Raw genomic sequence first — 21925 nt, 5'->3', positions numbered from 1 at the left:
CGGTTAAGAAACGGCAATTGGCTTTATAGCTATAAATTAAGTACTGGTTTTTCCAAAGTCTTCTCCAGATAAGCTCTTCAAAATTATTGTCCTATTATACGGTTTGGCATGAATCATGCACTAAAAAAGTAGCCAATTCATCCCGGTGAACACAAAAACAAGGTTACGAAAGAGGCCGAAATGGTGTGTTACTAAAGAATGTATGTCCCGTCTGAAAACTGGCTTTACCATCCGTTGCTATGACTATCGCATGAATTATACCTTTTACGATTATTCTTCTCAGCGTACTTTTCGACGATCCTTCATGGCTGCTGTTTTTCTGGGAGCCTTGGTTACGATGGTTGGCTGCGTCTCATCAACAAAGATCGTCTATTTCCAGAGTGACATGGAAAATGGCGCCAATGTTCGCATGCCGGAAATCTATGTTCCGCTTATTAAAGCAGGCGATGTATTATCCGTACAGGTAAGTAGCCTCAATCTTGAAGCAAGCACTTTTTTTAACCCATACGCGCCCATATCCCAGACTACTCCACGTACCCAACAGCCGACAAACACCGCTGGACTGCCCGAAATGGCGGGTTATATGGTATCTGGTACGGGCGAGATCGAACTGCCGCTAATTGGTCTCCTGAAAGTAGAAAAGCTAACTGTTTCGCAAACCAGTGCCCTTATCAAGGAAAAGCTGGCCGCTTATCTGAAAGAGCCAACGGTGAACGTACGGAACCTGAACTTCCGAATTTCGGTACTCGGCGAAGTGATGCGGCCTTCCCTTTTCACGATTCCCAATGAGCAGATTACGCTTATTGAAGCCCTCAGTTTAGCCGGAGATGCAACCATTTATGGACGGCGGGATAATATTCTGGTCGTTCGGGAGGAGAATGGGCAGAAGACCTTTGCCCGAGTTGACATTACCAAACGAAGTCTGTTTCGGTCTCCATATTACTATCTGCATCCGAACGATATTGTTTACGTAGAACCCGGCCAGGCCAGGGTTAATAATGCCGATCATTTTTACCAGATCGTACCGGCCATTCTAAGCGCCTTGTCGTTGGTTGCCATCATCATTTCCCGAACCTACTAACTGCGCTATGGCAACTAACTCATCGAACTATAGCTACGTACCCTACCAGCTTATGGATACGGGTAACACCCAGATTAGGGCAACGCTGTTACGGTATGCCCGCTACTGGTACTGGTTTGCGCTATCGACCGGAGCCTTGCTCATCATTGCTTTTTTTTACTTGCTCTACCAACAGCCTGTCTACAAAAGTAAGGCCAGTTTATTGGTTAAAGACGAAAAAAAAGGGCTGGACTCCGAGAGCATGCTCAAAGAGCTGGAAATTTTCGCACCTAAAAAAGTAGTCGAGAATGAAATTGAAGTGCTAAAATCCTATACCCTGATGGCCAGAGTTGTACAGCAACTCCATCTGGATGTAGTTTATTATCGGGAAACCCCATTTGGCAAACGGGAAATCTTTGACAAATCGCCGGTGCGTCTGATCATTGAACAGGCTAACCCGTCACTGTACTCGGCAGAAAGCCCGCTAAACCTGTCGTTCATCGACAAGAATACCGTAGGCATAAACGGCCAGCTCTATCCCCTGAATCAAAGCGTTCGAACCCCTTACGGTCGGCTACGGGTGTTTCCCCGCCAACCGGTTTCATCATCGACCGAGCCCGTTTTTGTTCAGGTTTTTAAAGAAGAGAAAATAGCCAACGACTATTTGAAAGTACTGAAGGCCGAACCCACCAGCAAGGCCTCTACCGTAATTGCGCTTTCTCTCGAAACAGGGGTTCAGGATAAAGGAGAAGCGATCCTGAATCGCCTGATCGATGTCTATAACGAAGCCGCCGTACTGGATAAAAATCGCGTTGCCTCCAATACATTAAATTTCATTGAAGAACGATTACAACTGGTAGCGGGCGAACTGGAATCTGTTGAGAAGGGAGTTGAACGATACAAATCAGCCCAGGGAATTACCGATCTCACCAGCCAGGCTCAGAGCTTTCTGGAAACCGTTCAACGCAACGATGCCGAACTCAGTCAGGTGTCCATTCAGTTAGGCGCCCTCCGTGAAATTGAAGACTATATTCGCCAGCAACCTGGCCAACGAAACGGAACTCCGGCTACCCTCGGGTTAAGTGACCCCACTCTGATTAATCTCATTCAGACCGCCACGAAGTTAGAGGCACAACGGAACGACCTGGCCCAGACAGTTCCGGATAAGAATCCGCTCCTGCGTACCGTCGATGCCCAGATCAGGGCCATTAAAGCTGACATTAACGAAAACATTGGCACCATGCGGGCTATGCTCACTACCGCCCAGCGCCAGTTTGCCCAGACTAACCAGAAGATAGAAGGGACTATTCGAACCATTCCGGCCAAAGAGCGGGCTTTGCTGAACATCACCCGACAGCAGGCCATTAAAAATGATTTATATACTTACCTGCTGCGCAAACGGGAAGAAACGGCGGTATCCTTTGCCTCAACGATTTCCGACTCCCGCGTAATCGACGTAGCCCGTAGTGAGGATAAACCAACCAAACCGAACAAACCACTCACCTATCTGCTGTTTATACTGATTGGTCTGATAATCCCGATGGGCGTCATGGCCAGCCGCGATGTGATTAACAATCGGGTGATCCGGAGAACCGATGTAGAGAGCCAGACCCAAACGCCCATTTTAGGCGAAATTGTACGAAAACGGTCTCCCGGCTCACTCGTCGTATCATCGAGGGTTAATTCCGTCATTGCCGAACAGATCAGGACCCTGCGTACCAACCTGAGTTTCCTGCGCGAGCACCGCACAGGTAGCCAGGTACTGCTGTTCACGTCCAGCATCAACGGTGAAGGCAAATCATTTCTATCCCTCAATCTCGGAGCCAGCCTCGCCCTGGTTGGATCACGAACCGTAATTCTGGAGATGGACCTTCGTAAACCCCAACTGCGTAACTCACTCGATATTGATAATGGTCTGGGACTGAGTAATTATTTAATTGGCGAAACAAACGTGGATTCTATCATTCAGCCTATTCTGGATAATGATAACTATTACATAGTTCGCAGTGGTCCGCTGCCGCCTAACCCGTCCGAATTACTAAGCGGAGTTCGGCTGGAAAAACTGATTCTTGAGCTCAGGGAACGCTTTCATTATGTAATTATTGATGCGCCCCCCGTGGGCCTGGTTACCGATGCCCAACTGATTGCCCCCTACGCCGACGCCACATTATACATCGTTCGGCACGATGTTACGCCCAGAAACTATTTAAAAATGATTGAGATGCTCCATCGCGAAAAGCGATTCAACAAGCTCAACATTGTGCTCAATGATGTTGGTGACAGCGAACCGAATTATTACAGCTATGGACAGAAAGGAAGTGTATATGGCTATACGAGTACTAAGAAAAAAACGCTGCTAAGCCGCCTAACTTCTACTACTTAACGTGTTTCGTTATGGTCTCTAACGCCCTGGACCCCCACCGTATCAAAACCCGTGTCAGGCAACCTTTCACGGATGCAGGTAATACCTATAGATGGAAGCGTTTATTTGATTTAGTGATAGCCAGTTTGGTCATGCTGTTCATCCTGAGCTGGCTAATTCCGCTCATCAGTCTTTTCATAATTCTTACCTCTCGCGGACCCGCTATTTTCAGGCAAACCCGTTCTGGTTTGCATGGACAGCATTTTACCTGTTATAAGTTTCGGACTATGCAATGGCCAAACAGTGACGGGCCGTTCCGGCAAGCCTCAAAGGACGACACCCGCGTAACTGGACTTGGTAAGTTTCTCCGGCGTACAAACCTGGATGAAACGCCCCAGTTCATCAATGTTCTACTAGGCGATATGAGCATTGTAGGACCACGCCCCCACCCTATCCAACTGGATGCTCAATTCTGGCTTAGCCTTCCGGGTTATTCGCATCGGTATAAAGTCAGGCCGGGAATTACAGGGCTGGCCCAGGCACGGGGATGCCGGGGCGAAACAGGCAACCCCCTTAAAATGAAACACCGGCTGATGTATGACCAATTTTATATCCGCAAAGCCTCGATTAAACTAGACGTTTCTATTTGCCTGCACACGTTAGTGACCATGCTGAAGGGAAACACCGACGCCTTTTGATGTTCATGAAACCAGGTTCACTATTCGCTAAAATTAACAGGCCGGGCTCTCTCAACGCGCGCAGCCTGCTTATTTACAGAAATGTAGTGCAATCCGTATTTGTGAAAGGAATAGGTATCCTGATTAGCTTCCTGACGATTCCGCTCACGCTGAAGTACATCAACCTCGAAGATTTTGGCATTTGGATGACCATCACGTTCCTGACATCCTGGTTCAGCCTGATCGACGTGAGCTTTGGCAATGGCCTGCGTAACAAACTAGTTACTTTTTTTACGACCGGCGACGTTCAAACGGCCCGAAAATACATAAGCACATTATATGCCTTATCACTATGTGTAGCGTTGCTGCTGACCATCCTTTTTTTGACAATCGGGCATTATATCCAGTGGACTTCAGTACTGAACATCCAGAGTTCGGAACCGGAGCAGGTGAATGACATTATCACCTATACGCTGATAAGCTTCAGCGCCCAACTTATCCTGAAGCCCATTAATTCGATACTCTTTGCCGATCAGAAAGCCGCCTGGGTGGGTTGGATTTTGCTCCTGACCAATGGTGTCATCATCACCATTGTTTATTTTGGAGCCAGCACCTTCGATAAATCATTACTCATTATCGCTCACATTTATAACCTGGTCCCTCTTGTGGTACTTGGTCTGGTTTCGCTCTATTTTTTCCATTACCTCTACGCGGGTATAGCTCCCCGGTTCATGGCCATTGACTTCTCCCTTAGCCACGAATTGTTCAGTTTGGGTGGCAAATTCTTTATCCTTCAACTCATCAGTATACTGGTATTCACATCTGGCGGTTTGTTTATCTCTTACTTTTTGGGTTCCGCAAGTGTAGGCCCTTACAGTATTGCCAACAAGTATTTCAGCGTGATAACGGTACTGCATGGCATCGTCATCACACCTTACTGGTCGGCCTTTACCGATGCATACGTCAAGCACGATAAAGTCTGGATACGGGATACCATGCGCCAGCTCAATCATATCGGCCTCGGCATGGCGTTGCTGGCCGGATTAATGGCATTAGCCGCCAACTCGATCTTTCGTTTATGGGTTGGCCCGGCTATTACGGTTCCGGTAGACCTGTCTCTTTCGCTAATGGCCTACGTAGTCAGCTTTGTCTTTTTAAGCAACTACAATTCCCTGATCAATGGAACCGGACAGATTCGCCTACTGATGTATGCTTCATTAATTGGCGTTGTTGTTTATGTTGGCCTGACAACCATCCTGTTCCGCTGGCTTGAGGCTGGTCCGGCAAGTGTGGTGATTGCCGGAACAGTCTGGAATGTAAGCATGCTGCTGGTGTGTCGGGCCGAGTACAAAAAGATTATGTATGGCCTTTAAACTCATTCGGTTCAGTTTTCGAGTCATCCGATTTGGGTGGCGACGCAGTCGGCGAATGGCCGGAGCACTGGTTACGCGTATACTTTTCTATCTAAACAACGTTTCGTACGGATCGGGCCTGAAAAGCTACGGTATCCCCATCGTCGACATTAACGATGGCTGCTCAATGACCATCGGCAAGTCATTCAACGTCAACAACGGCCGCAACCACAATCGTATCGGCCGACAGCAGCCCTGCTTTTTCATTGCCGACCTGGGTGGGAACATCCAGATTGGCGACCGTGTAGGCATGAGTTGTACGGCGCTGGTTTGCCATAACGCCATTACCATTGGCGACGACGTCACGATTGGCGGTAACACCGTCATATATGATACCGACTTTCATACACTCATTACGGCTCAGCGACTAACGTTTAAGGACAACGCGCTGGCAAAAACGGCTCCGGTCGTTATTCAGAATGGGGCCTTTATTGGCGCTCATGTCACGATCCTGAAAGGAGTAACAATCGGAGAGAACGCGGTTGTTGGTGCGGGCTCGGTCGTTACCGGAAACATACCGCCCAACCAGCTATGGGGAGGCAATCCGGCTCAATTTATTCGGTCACTCCAGCCTCAACCTGTCTATGAGTAAGAACATTCAGCTGCTTATTTATTTTGCTCTGGTGCAGGTAACTCCGCTGGCTTATCAGGCATTCTTTGGGTATAGCGAGTACTTTATCTACCCTTCGTTACTAAGCCATTCCTTACTAATTGTCCCTATTGCCACCATCTTTCTGCTGAAGAATCGGTATACAAAGGCGTTCCTGCTTGTCTGGATTGCGTGGCTATACGTAGGGGAGCTCAAAATTTTAACCTATTTCGCAATCAACCCCTACTACATTTCGATGGATGAGGGGTGCATTATTTACAACATCTACCTGATATTCATGAGTATCGGGATGCTCATACACGATGTAAATACCCCTGTTCCAACTCCATCGGCAGAGGAGCAGGCCAAAGGCCGGTTGATTCTTAATGATCTGGGGCCATTCGAGTACTTTCTACTGATTTTCCCGCTGATCTGGATCGTTGACTTCGTCCGAAATGTGGGTTTTATTCCCATTCTATCCGGCAACGATGTTACCGACACTATGTACGGCTTGAACTATGGCTACGTTTACAACTTTGGCTTTTTCAACTGTTTTTCAGCCGTCCTCCTGTACGACCGCTTCTTAAAAAGCACAACCACGCAGAGTAAGCTATTCTGGGTGAGCATGTTAATCCTGACTGTACTGATCATGTCGGCAGATAGTAAACGGCTCTATTTATTGGTGTCATTGCTGGCCATCTTCGTGTATGATAAACTAATGGCAGGTGCCTTGACCATTAATTTCCGAACGATTATGATCCTGCTGAGTGGCCTGTTTCTGTATGTCATTTTACAGAATATCAGGCTGGGCAACGCAACAGAGTCTCCATTTGAACGCGACGGCTTTCCACTTGGCTCCGAATTTCGGGAATACATCCGGGCCGTAAATGAATTCAAACCAGGCGAAATAGCGGGGTACGATCTATTGGCCAGCACGATCGGTGGCTTTGTCAATTCGTTTGTCCTCAAGCTGGCCGGTTTCGATAAGTCTGAACTTGTCCACAAAGACAGTGCCTATTCGTTCATGAAACTCTTCGACAGCGAAAATACACTGGGTATCCGAACCGGCTTAACTTCCGAACTTTATTTTGCGTATAGCTTCTATGGTTTACTCTTCATTACATTTTTTGGCTGGTTAATCAGCAGTTTAGCTTACCGGCTGGTACGCGTAGCGAAGCAGTCAAGCCTGCTCTTTTTGAGTACGATCTATGGATTACTCGTCCTGACCGTTTTTGGGCAGAGTTCGGTTACCGTTGGCTGTCTATCCGTTACCATGTACTTATATGGTCTATTTGCTCTGTCAAACCTCCTCCGTCCGCGTGAAGCAACGATGCAATCCTATTCAGCATGATCTACATCGTTATACCAGTCCATAATCGCCGGCACTATACACTAGGTTGCCTGGCCTGTTTATCCCGCCAAACCGTTACGGCGCAACAGGTTATTGTGGTTGATGATGGGTCTACAGATGGGACCAGCGAACAGATTAGGACGAACTTCCCCGATACGACCGTTCTGACCGGCGACGGCTCCCTCTGGTGGGCTGGTGCTACCAATCTTGGCATCCGGTACGTAATCCAGACATTTTCCCTGAACGACGATGATTTTATCCTGACCCTGAACGACGATACGAAGGTTGACCCAGACTATCTGGCCAGTCTGTCAATGGCTTATCAGGCTCACAAGCCGTGTATCGTCGGCTCAGTATCGGTTGATGTAAACTCACCTCAACGGTTACTTTATGCCGGTACCGGTCTGAATTTACGTATGCCGAACATAGAAGACTGGGCCAACACTCGCTTTAAGAATAGCTATACTCTTCTAAAAACGACAAGTCCCTATCTGGTATCCGATAGCTTACCAGGTAGAGGCCTATTTATTCCCCGAGCGGTTTTCAATACGATTGGCTACTTCGACGATCTGCGTTTCCGTCATCACATGGCGGATCTTGATTTTTCTATTCGCGCGCGCCAGGCGGGATTCCCACTGGTTGTCTCCTCGTTCAGCGTCGTCTATGAATATGCGGACGCTACGGGCGTAAATATGAATCAGCCGATGCCCTTAGGGCAGTTCGTCAAAGCATTATCGGCCATAAAATCGCCAATTAATTACCGAACACGCTACCATTTTGCAGTGAAACATGCGAGTTTGCCTTATATCTACTTTGCCGTCGATATGCTTCGCATTTTACTTGGCTATTTACGCCGACAGCTTAAGGCCGTGGCTTACCAGAATAAATAGACCGTTGCTTCGTACAAAAACCAGACGCCATGAGCCAGACACTTAAATCAATTGTGAAACGCAATAAAGTGCTGCATACAATTGCACAGATTCTATTGGTAGTGAAAGCAAAACTGGCCTTACCCATACGAGGGCATGGTAATCGAATCATTAATAAAGGGGTTTTTCTTCAGGTCAAGATCGACATTGAAGGCAACAATAACATCGTTGAGATTGCGGAAGGGGCTTTCTTAACGAACATGATGATTTACATAAGAGGCAATAATAATTTGCTGCGCATTGGGGCTTACTGCAAGTTCAAGGGAGGATGCGTATGGTTTGAAGACTATAACTGTCAGGTGATTATCGGCGACCATACCAGTATTGAATCGGCGCACTTAGCCGTTACTGAACCGGGCAAACGCATTACCATTGGTGAGGATTGCATGCTCTCAGCGGGCATCGACATCCGAACCGGCGACTCGCACAGCATTCTAGATGCCGAAACCGGAAAGCGAATCAACTACGCCCAGGATGTCACGATCGGAAATCATGTCTGGATCGGCCTGAACGCCGTTATTTTGAAGGGTGTCTCAATCGGCAACAACGCTGTAATCAGCACCAACGCTGTTGTAACCCAACCCATCCCCGACCATTCTATTGCCGCTGGCGTACCAGCCAAAGTTATTAAAGACAATGTGACCTGGCTACGGGAGCGGACGTATGAATCTGACTAGTAAAGTGACCAGGGAGTTATAGTGATGGCTCGACCGCATTTGACAGGTTCTGTTTGGCAATCACCTCTTCATAGATAGTGAGTATCGCCCGTAACGAAAGAGCGCGCGTATAACGGTTCTGAAACTCTCGGTAGGCATTCTGCGCTAATCGCTGTTGGTTGGGTATGTTTTCACTGAAGTTTCGAATAATCCGGCAAAGGTCCCGGCTGTCGCCCGTGCGGAAGGAAAGGCCGGTATGGTTGTCTTTGACTATTTCGTTCAGGTTCTGCTGATCGGAGCAGATAATGGGGGTACCCGTTGCAAATGCTTCAAGAATTACGGTGGGTAAGCCCTCATACCATAGAGACGGAACTATCAACGCACGACAGCGTTTGAGTGCCTCCAGGACGATAGTGCGCGGTTGCTGGCCTTGATAGCGAATAGCAGGCGTGTTCTCGGAAGCCCGCACTACCTCAGAAACCAACGGGCCACCACCAATAATATCAAGCAAAAAACCATCCGTTTCAGCTGCGTCCAGCAACACTCCTAGACCTTTCTCGAACGTCAGGCGGCCTACATACAGAAAAAAGTCTTCTCTCTCTGCCGGATCCACATACCCCGCATCAGCCACAAAATTGGGTTTGACACTCAACTGCTCCGGTCGAAGCCGTAATGAGGAGCTAAGCATTTTTTGACGGGCAAAATCCGTAACGACCACAAAACGATCCACCCGTTGCCATAGGCCTGTTAATTTATGAAGCCCCGTAATAGCCGATAAATGGGCCGACTGTGCTTTAGAATCTCTGAAACAGGCATTTTGAACCCCCGGTAACGCAATCAGTTTAGTCAGACACTGCTCACAGGGAATCTTCCCTTCCCGCATGAGTAACCCATTAACACAAACCAGCCGGTAATTATGGAGCGTCATGACCACCGGAATGTTCCGCTTTTTTGCGGTCCAAATTACGGCTGCAGAAGCTGTATAAAATAAATTATGAATGTGAACAACGTCCGGTCTGAATTGCCGGATGGCCAGATCGAGCCGTTTAGCCGATTGCCAATTAAAAAATGATTGAATTGCCGACCGGGCATTTCCCAGCATCGTCCCATCGAATTGATCATTGGTGAAGATCAGCGTTTCGACAGTAATGCCATTCTCGCGCAGTAAATCAACTTCCTGTTCAAAAATAACATCTTCTCCTCCTCGTTGATGGTAATAGTTGTGAATCAGTAATACACGCATAATCAGGAGGTAAAGTGCATAGGTCTGTTGAGCCCAGGCATTGAGTCAGCAAGGCGAGAGTTAGAAAAGTCGAAGAAGCTGGGTGCTGTAAGTCAGTAGTTTATTATACGCCCGGACGGGAATACTGAACTTCCAGCGAAATTGACGGCCATAGTGTGAATGCACCTGCACTTGTTGCGGAAGGTTAAATTGGTACTGCAGCCCATCATCCAGAACGGGTTTATATCGGTCATATACAACCTCGGTGGTTGAATCGGGCGAGTCGACACCGATATTGACTGTTTTAGAAACAGTTGGATAGATCGTATATCCGCCAACCTTGAATTCATTGTAACACAGCCGAATATCCCACGCATCTATGGCAAGGTTCCTGGCTCGTTTTAACATGCGCACCCGGTCGCTCCCACCGGCATTGAATTGTTTGCGGGCTTGGGGGTTGTTTATGAACTCCTCGAAATCAGCTAACTCCCAATCGACCTGTTGCCAGCGGTCGGCCCAGATTGCCCATCCCCACGCACAGGTCCGCTGAAAGAAATAACCATCTGCCGTGTACCCCGCCGGACGCTTAAACGGGAACGTGTACCCGCCAACGGAAAAGACATCGACACTATCGGCATATTGTGCCAGACTCTGGTTCATGAAATCCAGAAAATTCGGGGTAGTCACAATATCATCTTCAAGAACAATCACTGCCGGATGCTGCGTTAACACCTTCGTTACACCGGCTATAATGGAGTTGGCACACCCAATGTTGGTTTCACTATACATCCGGTGTACCGATTTAAACCCGGTAATGCTGTCGACAATCGTATGTACGGCCTTTACCTTCGCCACTTCATCGTCGCGCCGGGGGCCATCTACAAAAACATACAGATCTGTTTCAGAAGCCAGTCTGTTTGCACACAGAGCTACCAGTGTTTGTTTCAGTTCGTGAGGGCGTTTGAAGGCAAAAAGTACGACGGGGGCAGGCATGGAATTAGCTGGAGTTAGGTGAAAAGTGTAGAAGGCCCCTCAGACTTGATTCCGAATTCGGTATTGATAAAGTCCTCTTAAAAAATGGTACACAAACAAACTGTTCGTTGTGACGTATCGTCCGACTAACCGGCGGGGCTCCTGAACAAGTCGGTAAACCCATTCCAATCCACTGCGCTGCATCCAGCGAGGGGCTCGTTTTTGCGCGCCAACCAATACGGGCAATGCTCCGCCAATACCTAAGAGGACCGCTGAAATACGCGGAGATACGGCAGCCATCCATTTTTCCTGTTTGGGGCAACCGAGTGAGACGAACACCATGGAAGCACCTGATGCGTTTATGTTGGCAATTACCTGCTGCTCTTCGTCTGCAGAAAGGGCTCGGAATGGCGGGGAATACATACCCGCTATAGTCAGTGTGGGATGACACTCGGCGCAGAAGACACGGCACTTCTCCAGAATAGACGGAGTAGAGCCGTAGAAATAAACAGAGAGTTGGTTTCCGGCAGCTTCCTCAAGTAGAGAGGGCAGTACATCCAGACCCGTTATCCGCTCCTGCCGAACTCGATGGAAAGCCCGTAATGCCCAAAGCAATGGAACTCCGTCGGGAGTTACCCAGGTGCTCTTGTTAACAGCGTCGGCAAAAGCGGCATCTTTAACCGCTTCGATCACCATATGGACATTAGCAAAGCAGCAGTAAGCAGCTTCATGCTGCCGGGCTGCGCCAATCACGGCCTGGATGAAGGTGTTGTATGGGAGAAGGGTCAACCCTAAACTAATCGCTACTTTGCGTTCCGGTTTTAGTTTAGGCCTCCCTGGCAAACTTTTCGCCGGTGATGATAGCTGCACCCGATGTATCGTGTTAAACATAACCGCATCAGGAAGCCGGTTAGGTAGATGTAGCAGGTAGTGCGCCTGGCATAGAGGAGTACATCGTCTTCTTCCTTGACCCTTAGACGGTCAGCAACGCAATAAGTAACCTTATATACTAATTAGAATAGTAATTTAAATTATAGCGGAGACTTCTTGTGTTCAAGCCATTTCAGTCTGTACCAGTATTACTTTCAGGTTCATGGAATTGCCCAGGTCAGCCCTTTTCTCATAAATACCTCCTGTCTCTATCAACAATAAGCGGCACAAGATTGATAATCTTGTGCCGCTTATTGTTGATAGAGACAGGAGGACTACTTGTTTTTCAGGCTCTTTCGCTGTTGAGCTTCCAGACGATCTATACGTTTTTGTTGCTCAATTACATGAAGAGTTAGTTCTTCATTCTTTTTTACCAAAATGGACAGAAGGGTTGTCAAGTCAATCCCTTCTGTCACCATTTCACCGGCGCTCGGCACGTCTGGCAAATGGTTGTACTGCTGAATGTACTTCTCCGTCTCAGGCAATGACCGAAGCCGATACTCTGGCGCAAACACATAATCGGCCCACTGACGCTCAGACGCTGGCTTAACTTGCATAGCCAGTGCCGATAGATGGCCGGATAAGGTTACATCACCACGATCATTTACGGTCAAAAATTTAGTTGTGGCTGCGGCTGAGGTAGGCGAGCCAGCAGTTAAATTGGTTAAGCGCAAACCGCTCCGTCCATCAATACCCGCCGTCAGCTCAAGCCTGTTTTGGGGAGTCGATGTTCCAATACCAACATTGACGTTATTACCCAATACCAAGGCATTACTGCTCAAGACACGGGCATTGGCACCAATGGCCGTTGCATTAGATAGCCTGGCACCGGAACCAATGGCATTAGCCCCCAAAAAGGTATTGTCTTCACCATCAATTAAATCAAACCCGGCATTTGGCCCGATGATCAGATTACGACGCCCACGCTGATTGTGCTGACCGGCATTGTACCCGATAAAAACGTTATCGTCGCCGTCAATATTTAGCTTCCCGGCTTCATAACCAATAAATGTGTTGTGACTACCGGACGTATTAGGAAAACCCGCTTTATAACCGAAGTACGTATTGTACGAACCTGTCGTATTCCCCTGTCCGGCCTGGCTTCCCATGAAAGTATTAAACGTACCTCCTATGACGGCACTGGTACTCTGCCCAATAAACAAGTTAGTGGTACCACTAGCCGATTGAAAACTAACGACCTGATTATCGGGCGTTATAATCTGGCTTTGTGCAACGGCTTGGCCTACACAACAACTCAGAAAAATAAATAAACACTTTAGTGATGAGTTCATACAAGGAGAAGTTATGGATTACAAAGCAATATTCGTTCCCAACACCTCATTCATCCTAATTTTTAGCTGGCTTTTTTTACTGTATTATAACCTTACAAGGTACTTGATGATTTACACATTGATTAAATATGGACTTATTAGTCAACTAATTGAACTTTATCGACCAATCACTTGAGCCGATTCTCCGTCTAATAAACAATTGAACTTTTAACAAATCAGATCAGACACTTCTGTAACTTTACATATATTAAGCGGAGCATACACTTCTGCGCATTCAGACTATGAAGCTACCCTCTACTCTTCTCTCTATTTTTGGCACTGGCCTGCTGGTTGCTGCGCTAAATAGCTGCGCACCAACATTTACTACATCCTATCAGCTCGAACCGATTTCTGGCGACATAGCTACTATCGATGGACGTCCTGTTACCAAAACCGAACAGAATGGCGTGGGTGTCGTTGCCTCATTCGAGCGGGAAGACATGGAGTTTATTACGCTGGACATTGAAGTAAAAAATCGCACAAATCATCCCATTGAGGTTAATCCGGCCGATTTCCACTTAACCGCATTGAGTGCAACCAGGGATACGCTCAGGGACCCCAACAACTCAGGCCTTGTCTTTTCGCGTACAGCCGCAGATCCCAATTACGAAGCGGGGCGCATGGGTTTAAAACGTAAGCTGGAAGAAAAGCGGCTAAAAAAAGCGAAAGTCTTTAATACAATCCTGATGGTTGCACTAGTCGCCAGTGATGTTTCTTCTTCCTCAAAAAGCCGTACGTATCGTGAATATATAGGCAATCGTGCCGCCCATGGCCTCGGTTACCAGGGGCTAGCCGTTAAACGGGCCATTGACTACAGTACCTTTGCCGATCGAATGCAACGCTACGACTACGAGGAATACCGCTGGCGCGAGCTGGCTCTCAAAACAAATACGGTTGCCCCCGGCGAATCAGTGCGGGGATTCGTTTATCTACCCAAAGTGGCGGGAGCCCGCTATCTGGCCGTGAATTATACCATTCCTGAGCAGGCCAGCGTCCCCCTGTTATTCAAACAGGAGTTGATTCAGGAAAAAAAAGGGCATCAACGCCGGTAAGTTTATTGCTTTATGAGACCGGTTAAAGATTGGGTTCAGCCAATCTTTAACCTGAAAAAACGAATTACCAGTCATCTTCATCCTCTTCAAAGGCCTGTTGTGCCCGTTGTAATTCCAGTAGTGCCTTTTGCTTATTTTGCACTTTAGCCAACGCAATTCCTTTTTCATATAATTCGGCAGCACGCTCCCGCTCTTCCAATTCGGCATATAAGGCCGCTGCGTGGTAATAAGTTGGCAGGTAGTCCGGATGTTCGGTTAGTAGCTGGTCAAAGTACAAGCGGGCCTGCTGTGGTTGACCGGCAATGTATTCCATCGCCAGCGCGTAGATATTAAAAGGCTCATCAGGTTCTTCCTGTACAAATCGAATTAATTGTTGGATACGTTCGTTATTCATACGTGCAAGAAAATTAGTATGCATGCATACTTTTATTTAAGACTATTTGTACTTTTGAGTCATAAAAGTAGTGAATAGCGGATAGTAGCTAGTGACTAGTTCCAGAATAGAATAATCAGCCATTGGGTACTACTCCTCAACAGCAACCACAAAACCCCAATAAGTATGAAAATTTTAGTGTGTGTGACGAGTGTGCCCGACACCACCACCAAAATTACCTTCACGGATAACAACACCAAATTAAATAAAGCTGGTGTAACCTTCATTACTGGGCCTTACGACGATTACGCACTGGCGCGGGCGGTTGAACTGAAAGAAAAGACAGGTGCCACCATTACAGTCCTGAACGTAGGCGAAGCAGATTCCGAACCTGTTATTCGTAAATGCCTTGCCATTGGCGCGGACGACGCCATCCGGGTGAATGCAGAACCAACCGACGCTTACTTTGTAGCCGAGCAAATTGCCGCCATTGCTAAAGAGAACAGCTACGACCTGATCCTTATGGGTCGTGAATCCATCGATTACAATGGTGGGCAGGTACATGGTATTGTGGGCGAAATGCTGGGAATTCCCTCCATCTCACCCGTTATGCTCTTGGACCTGGATGGCGACACCGCCAAAATTACCCGCGAGATTGAAGGGGGCAAAGAGAGTCTGGAAGCCAAGTTACCTTTAGTACTCGGGTGTCAGGAACCCATTGCTGAATGGAAAATCCCGAACATGCGGGGAATCATGACCGCCCGCACGAAGCCGCTCAAGGTTGTAGAACCAACCGGAACGGATAAATTAAGCACGGTTGCCAGTTACGAGTTACCTGCTCCACGGGGTGCGGTTAAAATGATTCCGGCCGACGCAGCCGAAACACTTATTCAACTCCTGCACACCGAAGCAAAAGTCATTTAATAACTTTTGGTTTTCAGTACACTGCACTGTTTCGGCCTGACCCAAAAGCCGGAACCTGAAAACCCTAAACCGAACCTATTTTATGTCAGTCCTCATATTTGCCGAATTAGACGAAGGTAAATTAAAGAAGTCTTCTCAGGAAGCTATTTTCTACGGCGCTAAAGTTGCCGAGATGTTAGGTACTTCGGCAACCGCAATCATTGCGGGTGCTGCCGATAATACTGAACTGGCCTCTGCCGGTAAGTTTGGCGCAACCAAGGTACTTCATGCTACAGATGCCAAACTAAACGAGCCCAATGGCATGGCCTACGCTACGGTTGTTGCTGCAGCAGCGCAGCAGGAAGGCAGTAAGGTTATTGTACTAGCCAAGTCATCACTAGCCGATGCCATGACAGCCCGGTTAGCGGGTAAGCTGAAAGCGGGTTTGGCTGCCAATGTTATCGAATTACCCAATGTGTCGAATGGCTTTGTTGTTAAAAGTAGCATTTATACGGGTAAAGCCTTTGCGTTTAATGACCTTAAGGCAGATATTAAAATCTTGGCGATCAAGAAGAACACCATCACACCGGAAGAGAAAGATGCATCAGCCGCAGTTGAAGCGTTTACCCCCACTCTCAACGAGGCCGACTTCGCCATTTCGGTGAAGAGCACTGAAAAATCGTCGGGGGATATTCTGCTACCGGAAGCTGACTTTGTCGTATCGGCAGGTCGTGGTTTAAAAGGTCCAGAAAACTGGAGTGTTGTTGAAGATTTAGCGAAAGCGCTTCACGCGGCAACTGCCTGCTCCAAACCGGTATCAGACCTCGACTGGCGCCCTCACTCCGAACACGTAGGGCAAACAGGATTAAAGATTAGTCCCAATTTATACATTGCCTGCGGAATTTCGGGAGCCATTCAACACTTAGCGGGTGTAAACTCATCGAAGGTGATTGTTGTTATTAACAAAGACGCTGATGCACCGTTTTTTAAGTCGGCAGATTACGGCATTGTTGGTGATGTTTTCGACGTGCTGCCCCGCCTGACCAAGGCAGTGCAGGCCCTATAGGTAGTGAGTCATAGAGTCCGGATGCGTACGTATGATAGACTTCCTGTTTTTACTTACAACTTAAGGCTTTATGACTTACGACTTTTTGTTAATTTCGCATCGTGGATAAGATTAAGCTGGAAATATTAGGACTTTCGCCCAGCCAGTCGCAATCAGGCTCGTTTGCGTTGGTATTAGGAGAAGAATATGGTAACCGCCGGTTACCAATTATCATTGGCATGTTTGAAGCGCAGGCCATTGCTATCGAAATAGAAAAAATTGTGCCAAACAGGCCAATGACACATGACTTGTTCAAGCAATTTGCTGAGCAATTTAAATTCACGGTCCGTGAAATCATGATTTCCGATCTACGCGAAGGGATTTTCTTTGCAAAAATCGTTTGTTTCGATGGTGTCCGCGAGTCAATTATTGATGCTCGGCCATCTGATGCCATAGCTATTGGTATTCGATTTGATGTTCCTATCTATACCAATGAGTCCATTTTATCCGAAGCGGGTATCACGGCCAGCGGTACGGATGAGGAGGAAGAACAGGAAGAGCTTGTTCGGTCATCAAACCGGCCGTCAACACGGTCGTTTGGCGATCAGCTTAAAAACGCGACGTCTGAAGAGTTACAGCGTATGCTCGAAGAAGCTCTTGGCAATGAAGAGTACGAACGTGCGGCAAAGATTCGCGATGAAATGAGTAAGCGAAACTAATTGATTTATTCTACCAGCAAAATAGCCATCCTTTCAAGATGGCTATTTTGCTATTTTCTTTTCTGTTTACGAATTACCAGTTCTCGGTAACCGAATGTTGGATCGGGCTCCCGCGTATAGTTGAGATCAGGAAACGTGCCGATCACCAACTCAACAGTGGTGTATACTTTACACCCATCCAGTAAATGCCCACCAATGGTACGCCCGGTTGAATCAGAAACTGACAAGTGTACATGACTGCCTGTTGTTGAGAGTGTCCCCACCAGCGACACAATTTCAAAGTGTCCTTTCCATTCGCTAGCCTTTTCCTGATTCGCTAAACGTAAGGTTAGATCCGTTAAGCTCCCTACACAGGTCAACACAGCACCTGCACCAATTCGCTCCTGCTGAACAATAGTTTCTATGGCTTTTCTTAAATCTTGCCCCGGCTTTAGCCGTACCGAATAGGTATTCATGGTAGCTGACGATACGGGTGCATAGTTGTTCACTGGCTGTGATTGTGCGTCAGACATAACAATAATGACTTGAAAGAGGGTTGACAACAGAATTTTCTGAAATTGACTCATTGCTTCTTTACAGCTTTGTACTATGCATTCGACATAAAAAAACCGGGAGCATTGGCCCCCGGTTTTTTTATGTTCATTGTTTTATTATTCAACACCAAATACGCCAGTTGAACGACGACCGCTGTTACCAGCCCGACGTATTGGTTTTTTAGGTGCTGGTGGTGCTAATAATTTAGCTTTCTGAGCATCAGTTAATGGCTTCAGATCAGTGATCGAGTAGGTGTTGTCGCTAATCGTTGTGTTGAAGCTACCCACTGCTTGCTCAGGCTGACCATTAGCAGGCAGTTTCGTAACAGTGAACACTGCGCGGAAGTACTGAACCTGCGGACGTACACGACGACCTTTGAAACGGATGGCGTTACCACTTTCGATCTTAGCTTTCTCAGCCTGCAGCTGTTGGGCTAAGCTACCTGGCAATTCGCTGAGGTTCAGGATAACGGTGTTCGTATCGAACTCAACCGTACTGTTTGCCAAGGCACGGTTCAGGCCACGATAGCGAAGACGCGTAACCGTGTCACCAACTGAGGTAACGGTACCATTACAATAACAAACGTTAGCCACTTCGCGAGTATACGGTGTACGATAGTATACTTCCAAACGCTCCAGTCTATGACGGAATTTCGTTTCAACAATAGAAGGCCGTGGGCGAATGCTGGCAAAACTCGTTGTAGCCACCTCACTCATACACGTACCACACTTAGCCACTTGCTTGTTGTGAACAGTTACGTAGTAGAATCCTGGGGTGATCTGACCACCTGAGAAATAGGCAGTTGGGAATGGCAGCGACGTATCGGTAGTATTCTCAACTTGAGCGATTACCTGATCCGTTGCACCAGCAACTACTGAGTCTGCACGGTAGTACAAACGAGCCGTGAACGTCTCGTTCTTCGGATTTAGGGTCGTACTGCGCCAGCTAATTGCGGGAGCCGTAGCAGCTGTATTAACCGGAGCTGACTGTTGTGCGTTCGTGCTGTCAACAAAGGATAAAGAAGCACCCTTGAGCGAAGCACCGTTAAACTGAACGCTTAACTCAGGAATCTGCTCACAGGTTGGGCAGGTAACAGGAGCTTTAGGAATCAGTTTCTTTTGAACGAACCCTTTCCGAAGCGCAATACCAGCACTGAATCCACCATGCTTACGTTTGAACTCATACAGTTGATCATCAACACCATTGATAATCAGGTAATTCAGCTGAGTGATAAACCCTTGTCCCTGAATACCGATATTCCAGTTGTTGCGCAATGGAAAGAAGATCGCAGCAGACCCTAAAGCACCGAGATGATAAAGACGGGAACTTGGGTTAACTGACCGAATCAGACCACCACCTTCAACGAACGAAGGAACACCGTTCGGCAAAGTAATCGTTGACGGCGTGAACGCAGTGATCGTTGCAGCTTCTGTACGGAATAGACCACCACGAGCACCTAACTCAATGAAGGTTGTTGCGTCCGGGTTGCGACGGCTGCGTGCCAGCGTAAATGTAAGAACTGGTCCAACCGTCAGGAACATATCTTCCGAAGCCCGCTGGCGAATGGTTACCTGATCATTCGTAAAGCCCCGTGCAGTAGCCAGGCTATACAAGTAATCCCGATAGATGCTCCGGGTTATATAGTTTTGATAACCGAAAGCAGCCCCAATCCCAAAGCGGAGTCGACGGGTAGCTGGGGTCAAAAAGTAATCTACATTAGCCGTGATGTTGAAACCTGCGCCGTTATACAACGTTTTATCGCGTTTGTTGGCTCCAAAGGTGTTTTCCCAGGTACCACAATAGGCAAAGTTAGGTCCTGCAAAAAGACCCACCCGCCAGGGCGATTGACGCCGTACTAAGATGAATGTTTGAAAGGTTGTATCGCAGTCGTCCAGCTCAGCAACATCACTAGCCTGGGCTTTGAAGTCGCTTCGTTTGAGGGTATCGGTGTAAACACCTTTACCAAGGCGATAGATCTTTTCGCGCTCGTAGTTGCCCCCGGGGGCAGTTGTTGATGGGCTTACTGTTGCGGGTTGAACCCGGACTGTGTCAGCCTGTTGAGCAAGGCTAACAGAAGGTATTGCAAAACTTAGCAACACGAGTCCAGCCAGCATCCTCATGGGGTGTTGTTGGATAAATGTTCGCATATTTATTGGGTTAATTTGACGCAATGTTTCCGACTAAACTTTTAATCTTCCAAATATGGCTATGGAAATTTAGGCAACGGCCAATCCACTAGCCCTGTGGATTTTTAAGTCTTATACTGAGAATCAGTCATTAGGAGTGATGTTAAATAAGTTATAAACACATCTATGACTAACTTCAGAGACAAATGTTTTTCAGAACTAACTTTTTTTATCAGGCTATCTGAAAAACGCCATTATCCTTAACTTGAGGTCAGCAAATATGACCGGCCATATAGGTCATTCTCTGAACTAAATCAGTTAATGGCCCAACAATCCACCATTTTTTTTGCAATGTTAAGACTGAATCGCAAAAATCAATCCACAGTTCAACTTTTTTTTCAAAAACTGTTCCCACTCAATAAACAGTAAATTGGCACATAGTGCCATTTTATCGGGTGTTCGGGTTCGAAAATCTGAAATCAGTTCACTTTGCCATAACATTACTCATTCAAAGACATTGTGTTCAAACTGCCGATCTTTTTATTGTTTGTCAATAATAGGAAGAATCCTAGGATAAAAAAACAATTCTTTCATTTGGCATAGAACAAAGATCAAAACCATGGCATTTTATTATTTCTTCTCCGATTACTACCATTATTCTTGTCCTCTTGAGCAATATCCAGTCGTATAGATCGGAGTTTTGTGAATAAAAAAACATTAGTGTTTTTTACAATTTCAAGATACGATGGTTTGCATTCTGGTAAGTTTTGTAAAATAGCTAAACCCTTTTTGCTACTACGTAAGCTGTATAGCTCCGTAAACAAGCGCATTAGTATATATACTCACCCTAAATTACTTTCCAGGTTTTAACTTAGACGCGTTTATGTGAGCATAAGGATACAAATACGCTATTTAGTAGGTGAACCCCTTTGAAATATCTGCCTCAGTTTTAAGCAAAGCTTAAGTCAGTGACTTTGAAAAGTTTTTCGAACCATTTAATCAATTATTTGCCATAAGCAGAAAAGTTTTTAATCCAGAAATTTTCTTAAACTTTATTGTGAATGTAGGTAGTAGTAGCGATCTGGCAGGAAACCCCAGAAAACGCCAGAAAACATATCAGCGGGGGTTGCCATCTGTACACCAGTGCGCTATTAATGGCCAGAATTCACTGGACATCAGACTCATCTTGAAAAGCTCAAACGACTTTCATCTATCTGATTTATATTCTGATAGATGTTTGAATTAGATTAGTAGCACATTTAGCGATAGTCTTACCATTAATTGCTACGATTCGTCCTTCGCAATGGATTATATTTTTTCCTTCCCGAATCAACTCAGCCGTTGCGGTAACGATATCCCCCAGACGAGCAGCATGCAAAAAGTCAACAGTTAAATTGATTGACGTGTAGGCATACTCCCGGCCAAGAGAATAAACCATAGCACCAATTAAATCATCCAGAATAGCTGAAGCAGCCCCCCCATGCAGAACACCTGCCGGATTCGTCATTTCTTCCCGTACGGTAAAGTCGGCTACTAACCGGCCATAGTCTACCGATCTGATCATGCCATTTAACCACTTGCCAAAGGGTGATGGACTGTCGTTCATACTTTCCCCAATTTTGGAGCGAAAGAATTCCAAACGAGGGTTTGTTATTTCGTTCATAATAGGCAAAAATAGCATT

General features: G+C 46.8%; 20 protein-coding genes. 12 read left to right on the top strand and 8 right to left on the bottom strand.

Going from position 1 to position 21925, the window contains the following annotated elements; genetic code table 11:
- Positions 1-304 precede the first annotated feature (304 nt).
- From CRO74_RS02285 to CRO74_RS02250, 8 genes are read left to right on the top strand one after another with little or no spacing between them, the layout of a single operon-like run.
- Positions 305-1081 carry a polysaccharide biosynthesis/export family protein gene (locus CRO74_RS02285; protein ID WP_097125984.1) on the top strand — a complete coding sequence of 259 codons (777 nt, stop codon included), beginning with the start codon at positions 305-307 and terminating at the stop codon, positions 1079-1081.
- A gap of 7 nt (positions 1082-1088) precedes the next feature.
- Positions 1089-3443 carry a GumC family protein gene (locus CRO74_RS02280; RefSeq protein ID WP_097124374.1) on the top strand — a complete coding sequence of 785 codons (2355 nt, stop codon included), beginning with the start codon at positions 1089-1091 and terminating at the stop codon, positions 3441-3443.
- A gap of 11 nt (positions 3444-3454) precedes the next feature.
- Positions 3455-4120, top strand: coding sequence for a sugar transferase (locus CRO74_RS02275; RefSeq protein ID WP_097124373.1), 666 nt, complete (start codon positions 3455-3457; stop codon positions 4118-4120).
- Between the two features lie 5 nt (positions 4121-4125).
- The gene (locus tag CRO74_RS02270; protein ID WP_179830104.1) at positions 4126-5472 is read left to right on the top strand and encodes a lipopolysaccharide biosynthesis protein; all 1347 of its coding nucleotides are present in this window, start codon (positions 4126-4128) and stop codon (positions 5470-5472) included.
- Entirely contained in the window at positions 5462-6103 is a 642-nt protein-coding gene (locus CRO74_RS32290; RefSeq protein WP_097124371.1) for an acyltransferase, read from the top strand. The genes CRO74_RS02270 and CRO74_RS32290 overlap by 11 nt, the downstream gene beginning before the upstream one ends.
- Positions 6096-7451, top strand: coding sequence for a hypothetical protein (locus CRO74_RS02260; protein ID WP_097124370.1), 1356 nt, complete (start codon positions 6096-6098; stop codon positions 7449-7451). Before CRO74_RS32290 ends, CRO74_RS02260 begins: the two co-directional genes overlap by 8 nt.
- On the top strand, positions 7448-8341 hold the full coding sequence (locus tag CRO74_RS02255; RefSeq protein WP_097124369.1) for a glycosyltransferase family 2 protein: 894 nt from the start codon (positions 7448-7450) through the stop codon (positions 8339-8341). Before CRO74_RS02260 ends, CRO74_RS02255 begins: the two co-directional genes overlap by 4 nt.
- 29 nt (positions 8342-8370) lie before the next feature.
- Positions 8371-9057, top strand: coding sequence for an acyltransferase (locus CRO74_RS02250; RefSeq protein ID WP_097124368.1), 687 nt, complete (start codon positions 8371-8373; stop codon positions 9055-9057).
- A gap of 16 nt (positions 9058-9073) precedes the next feature.
- Here the strand turns inward: CRO74_RS02250 and CRO74_RS02245 are convergent, their stop codons facing one another.
- The 4 genes from CRO74_RS02245 to CRO74_RS02230 form a co-directional block, all read right to left on the bottom strand.
- Entirely contained in the window at positions 9074-10279 is a 1206-nt protein-coding gene (locus CRO74_RS02245) for a glycosyltransferase family 4 protein (RefSeq protein ID WP_097124367.1), read from the bottom strand.
- Between the two features lie 60 nt (positions 10280-10339).
- Positions 10340-11251 (bottom strand): glycosyltransferase family protein, encoded by a 912-nt coding sequence (locus tag CRO74_RS02240; RefSeq protein WP_097124366.1) that lies wholly within the window; start codon positions 11249-11251, stop codon positions 10340-10342.
- A 39-nt stretch (positions 11252-11290) separates the two neighbouring features.
- Positions 11291-12121 (bottom strand): WecB/TagA/CpsF family glycosyltransferase, encoded by an 831-nt coding sequence (locus CRO74_RS02235; protein ID WP_097124365.1) that lies wholly within the window; start codon positions 12119-12121, stop codon positions 11291-11293.
- A 314-nt stretch (positions 12122-12435) separates the two neighbouring features.
- Positions 12436-13452, bottom strand: coding sequence for a hypothetical protein (locus tag CRO74_RS02230; protein ID WP_097124364.1), 1017 nt, complete (start codon positions 13450-13452; stop codon positions 12436-12438).
- A 281-nt stretch (positions 13453-13733) separates the two neighbouring features.
- Here CRO74_RS02230 and CRO74_RS02225 point away from each other — a divergent pair, with 281 nt between their 5' ends.
- The gene (locus tag CRO74_RS02225; protein WP_097124363.1) at positions 13734-14543 is read left to right on the top strand and encodes a hypothetical protein; all 810 of its coding nucleotides are present in this window, start codon (positions 13734-13736) and stop codon (positions 14541-14543) included.
- Between the two features lie 64 nt (positions 14544-14607).
- Here CRO74_RS02225 and CRO74_RS02220 read toward each other — a convergent pair whose 3' ends face one another.
- A complete protein-coding gene (locus CRO74_RS02220; RefSeq protein ID WP_097124362.1) occupies positions 14608-14937 on the bottom strand; it encodes an enzyme of heme biosynthesis in 330 nt (109 codons plus the stop codon).
- Positions 14938-15102: 165 nt separating this feature from the next.
- Here CRO74_RS02220 and CRO74_RS02215 point away from each other — a divergent pair, with 165 nt between their 5' ends.
- The 3 genes from CRO74_RS02215 (at position 15103) to CRO74_RS02205 (ending at position 17583) form a co-directional block, all read left to right on the top strand.
- On the top strand, positions 15103-15840 hold the full coding sequence (locus CRO74_RS02215; RefSeq protein ID WP_097124361.1) for an electron transfer flavoprotein subunit beta/FixA family protein: 738 nt from the start codon (positions 15103-15105) through the stop codon (positions 15838-15840).
- 82 nt (positions 15841-15922) lie between these two features.
- Positions 15923-16885 (top strand): electron transfer flavoprotein subunit alpha/FixB family protein, encoded by a 963-nt coding sequence (locus tag CRO74_RS02210; RefSeq protein ID WP_097124360.1) that lies wholly within the window; start codon positions 15923-15925, stop codon positions 16883-16885.
- 101 nt (positions 16886-16986) lie between these two features.
- Complete coding sequence (locus CRO74_RS02205) at positions 16987-17583, top strand: bifunctional nuclease family protein (RefSeq protein ID WP_097124359.1); 597 nt, start codon at positions 16987-16989, stop codon at positions 17581-17583.
- A gap of 50 nt (positions 17584-17633) precedes the next feature.
- On the opposite strand, the gene CRO74_RS02200 is transcribed toward CRO74_RS02205, so the two are convergent.
- The 3 genes from CRO74_RS02200 to CRO74_RS02190 all read right to left on the bottom strand — a co-directional run bounded on the left by CRO74_RS02200 (position 17634) and on the right by CRO74_RS02190 (position 21906).
- Positions 17634-18095: a PPC domain-containing DNA-binding protein gene (locus CRO74_RS02200; protein WP_245877736.1), complete on the bottom strand. Its 462-nt coding sequence runs from the start codon at positions 18093-18095 to the stop codon at positions 17634-17636.
- A 138-nt stretch (positions 18096-18233) separates the two neighbouring features.
- Complete coding sequence (locus tag CRO74_RS02195) at positions 18234-20231, bottom strand: hypothetical protein (RefSeq protein WP_097124357.1); 1998 nt, start codon at positions 20229-20231, stop codon at positions 18234-18236.
- 1231 nt (positions 20232-21462) lie between these two features.
- Positions 21463-21906: a PaaI family thioesterase gene (locus tag CRO74_RS02190; protein ID WP_179830103.1), complete on the bottom strand. Its 444-nt coding sequence runs from the start codon at positions 21904-21906 to the stop codon at positions 21463-21465.
- Positions 21907-21925 lie beyond the last annotated feature (19 nt).

It is taken from the genome of Spirosoma fluviale (assembly GCF_900230225.1).
GTDB lineage: Bacteria > Bacteroidota > Bacteroidia > Cytophagales > Spirosomataceae > Spirosoma > Spirosoma fluviale.
This window is presented reverse-complemented; position numbering and strand designations above follow the sequence as displayed.

Coding starts and splice junctions, on each gene's coding strand:
- CRO74_RS02215 (WP_097124361.1), top strand. CDS start 15,103: ATGAAAATTTTAGTGTGTGTGACGAGTGTGCCCGACACCACCACCAAA.
- CRO74_RS02280 (WP_097124374.1), top strand. CDS start 1,089: ATGGCAACTAACTCATCGAACTATAGCTACGTACCCTACCAGCTTATG.
- CRO74_RS02200 (WP_245877736.1), bottom strand. CDS start 18,095: ATGTCTGACGCACAATCACAGCCAGTGAACAACTATGCACCCGTATCG.
- CRO74_RS02225 (WP_097124363.1), top strand. CDS start 13,734: ATGAAGCTACCCTCTACTCTTCTCTCTATTTTTGGCACTGGCCTGCTG.
- CRO74_RS02250 (WP_097124368.1), top strand. CDS start 8,371: ATGAGCCAGACACTTAAATCAATTGTGAAACGCAATAAAGTGCTGCAT.
- CRO74_RS02285 (WP_097125984.1), top strand. CDS start 305: ATGGCTGCTGTTTTTCTGGGAGCCTTGGTTACGATGGTTGGCTGCGTC.
- CRO74_RS02255 (WP_097124369.1), top strand. CDS start 7,448: ATGATCTACATCGTTATACCAGTCCATAATCGCCGGCACTATACACTA.
- CRO74_RS02275 (WP_097124373.1), top strand. CDS start 3,455: ATGGTCTCTAACGCCCTGGACCCCCACCGTATCAAAACCCGTGTCAGG.
- CRO74_RS02270 (WP_179830104.1), top strand. CDS start 4,126: ATGAAACCAGGTTCACTATTCGCTAAAATTAACAGGCCGGGCTCTCTC.
- CRO74_RS02220 (WP_097124362.1), bottom strand. CDS start 14,937: ATGAATAACGAACGTATCCAACAATTAATTCGATTTGTACAGGAAGAA.
- CRO74_RS02235 (WP_097124365.1), bottom strand. CDS start 12,121: ATGTTTAACACGATACATCGGGTGCAGCTATCATCACCGGCGAAAAGT.
- CRO74_RS02230 (WP_097124364.1), bottom strand. CDS start 13,452: ATGAACTCATCACTAAAGTGTTTATTTATTTTTCTGAGTTGTTGTGTA.
- CRO74_RS02260 (WP_097124370.1), top strand. CDS start 6,096: ATGAGTAAGAACATTCAGCTGCTTATTTATTTTGCTCTGGTGCAGGTA.
- CRO74_RS02245 (WP_097124367.1), bottom strand. CDS start 10,279: ATGCGTGTATTACTGATTCACAACTATTACCATCAACGAGGAGGAGAA.
- CRO74_RS02240 (WP_097124366.1), bottom strand. CDS start 11,251: ATGCCTGCCCCCGTCGTACTTTTTGCCTTCAAACGCCCTCACGAACTG.
- CRO74_RS02195 (WP_097124357.1), bottom strand. CDS start 20,231: ATGCTGGCTGGACTCGTGTTGCTAAGTTTTGCAATACCTTCTGTTAGC.
- CRO74_RS02190 (WP_179830103.1), bottom strand. CDS start 21,906: ATGAACGAAATAACAAACCCTCGTTTGGAATTCTTTCGCTCCAAAATT.
- CRO74_RS02210 (WP_097124360.1), top strand. CDS start 15,923: ATGTCAGTCCTCATATTTGCCGAATTAGACGAAGGTAAATTAAAGAAG.
- CRO74_RS32290 (WP_097124371.1), top strand. CDS start 5,462: ATGGCCTTTAAACTCATTCGGTTCAGTTTTCGAGTCATCCGATTTGGG.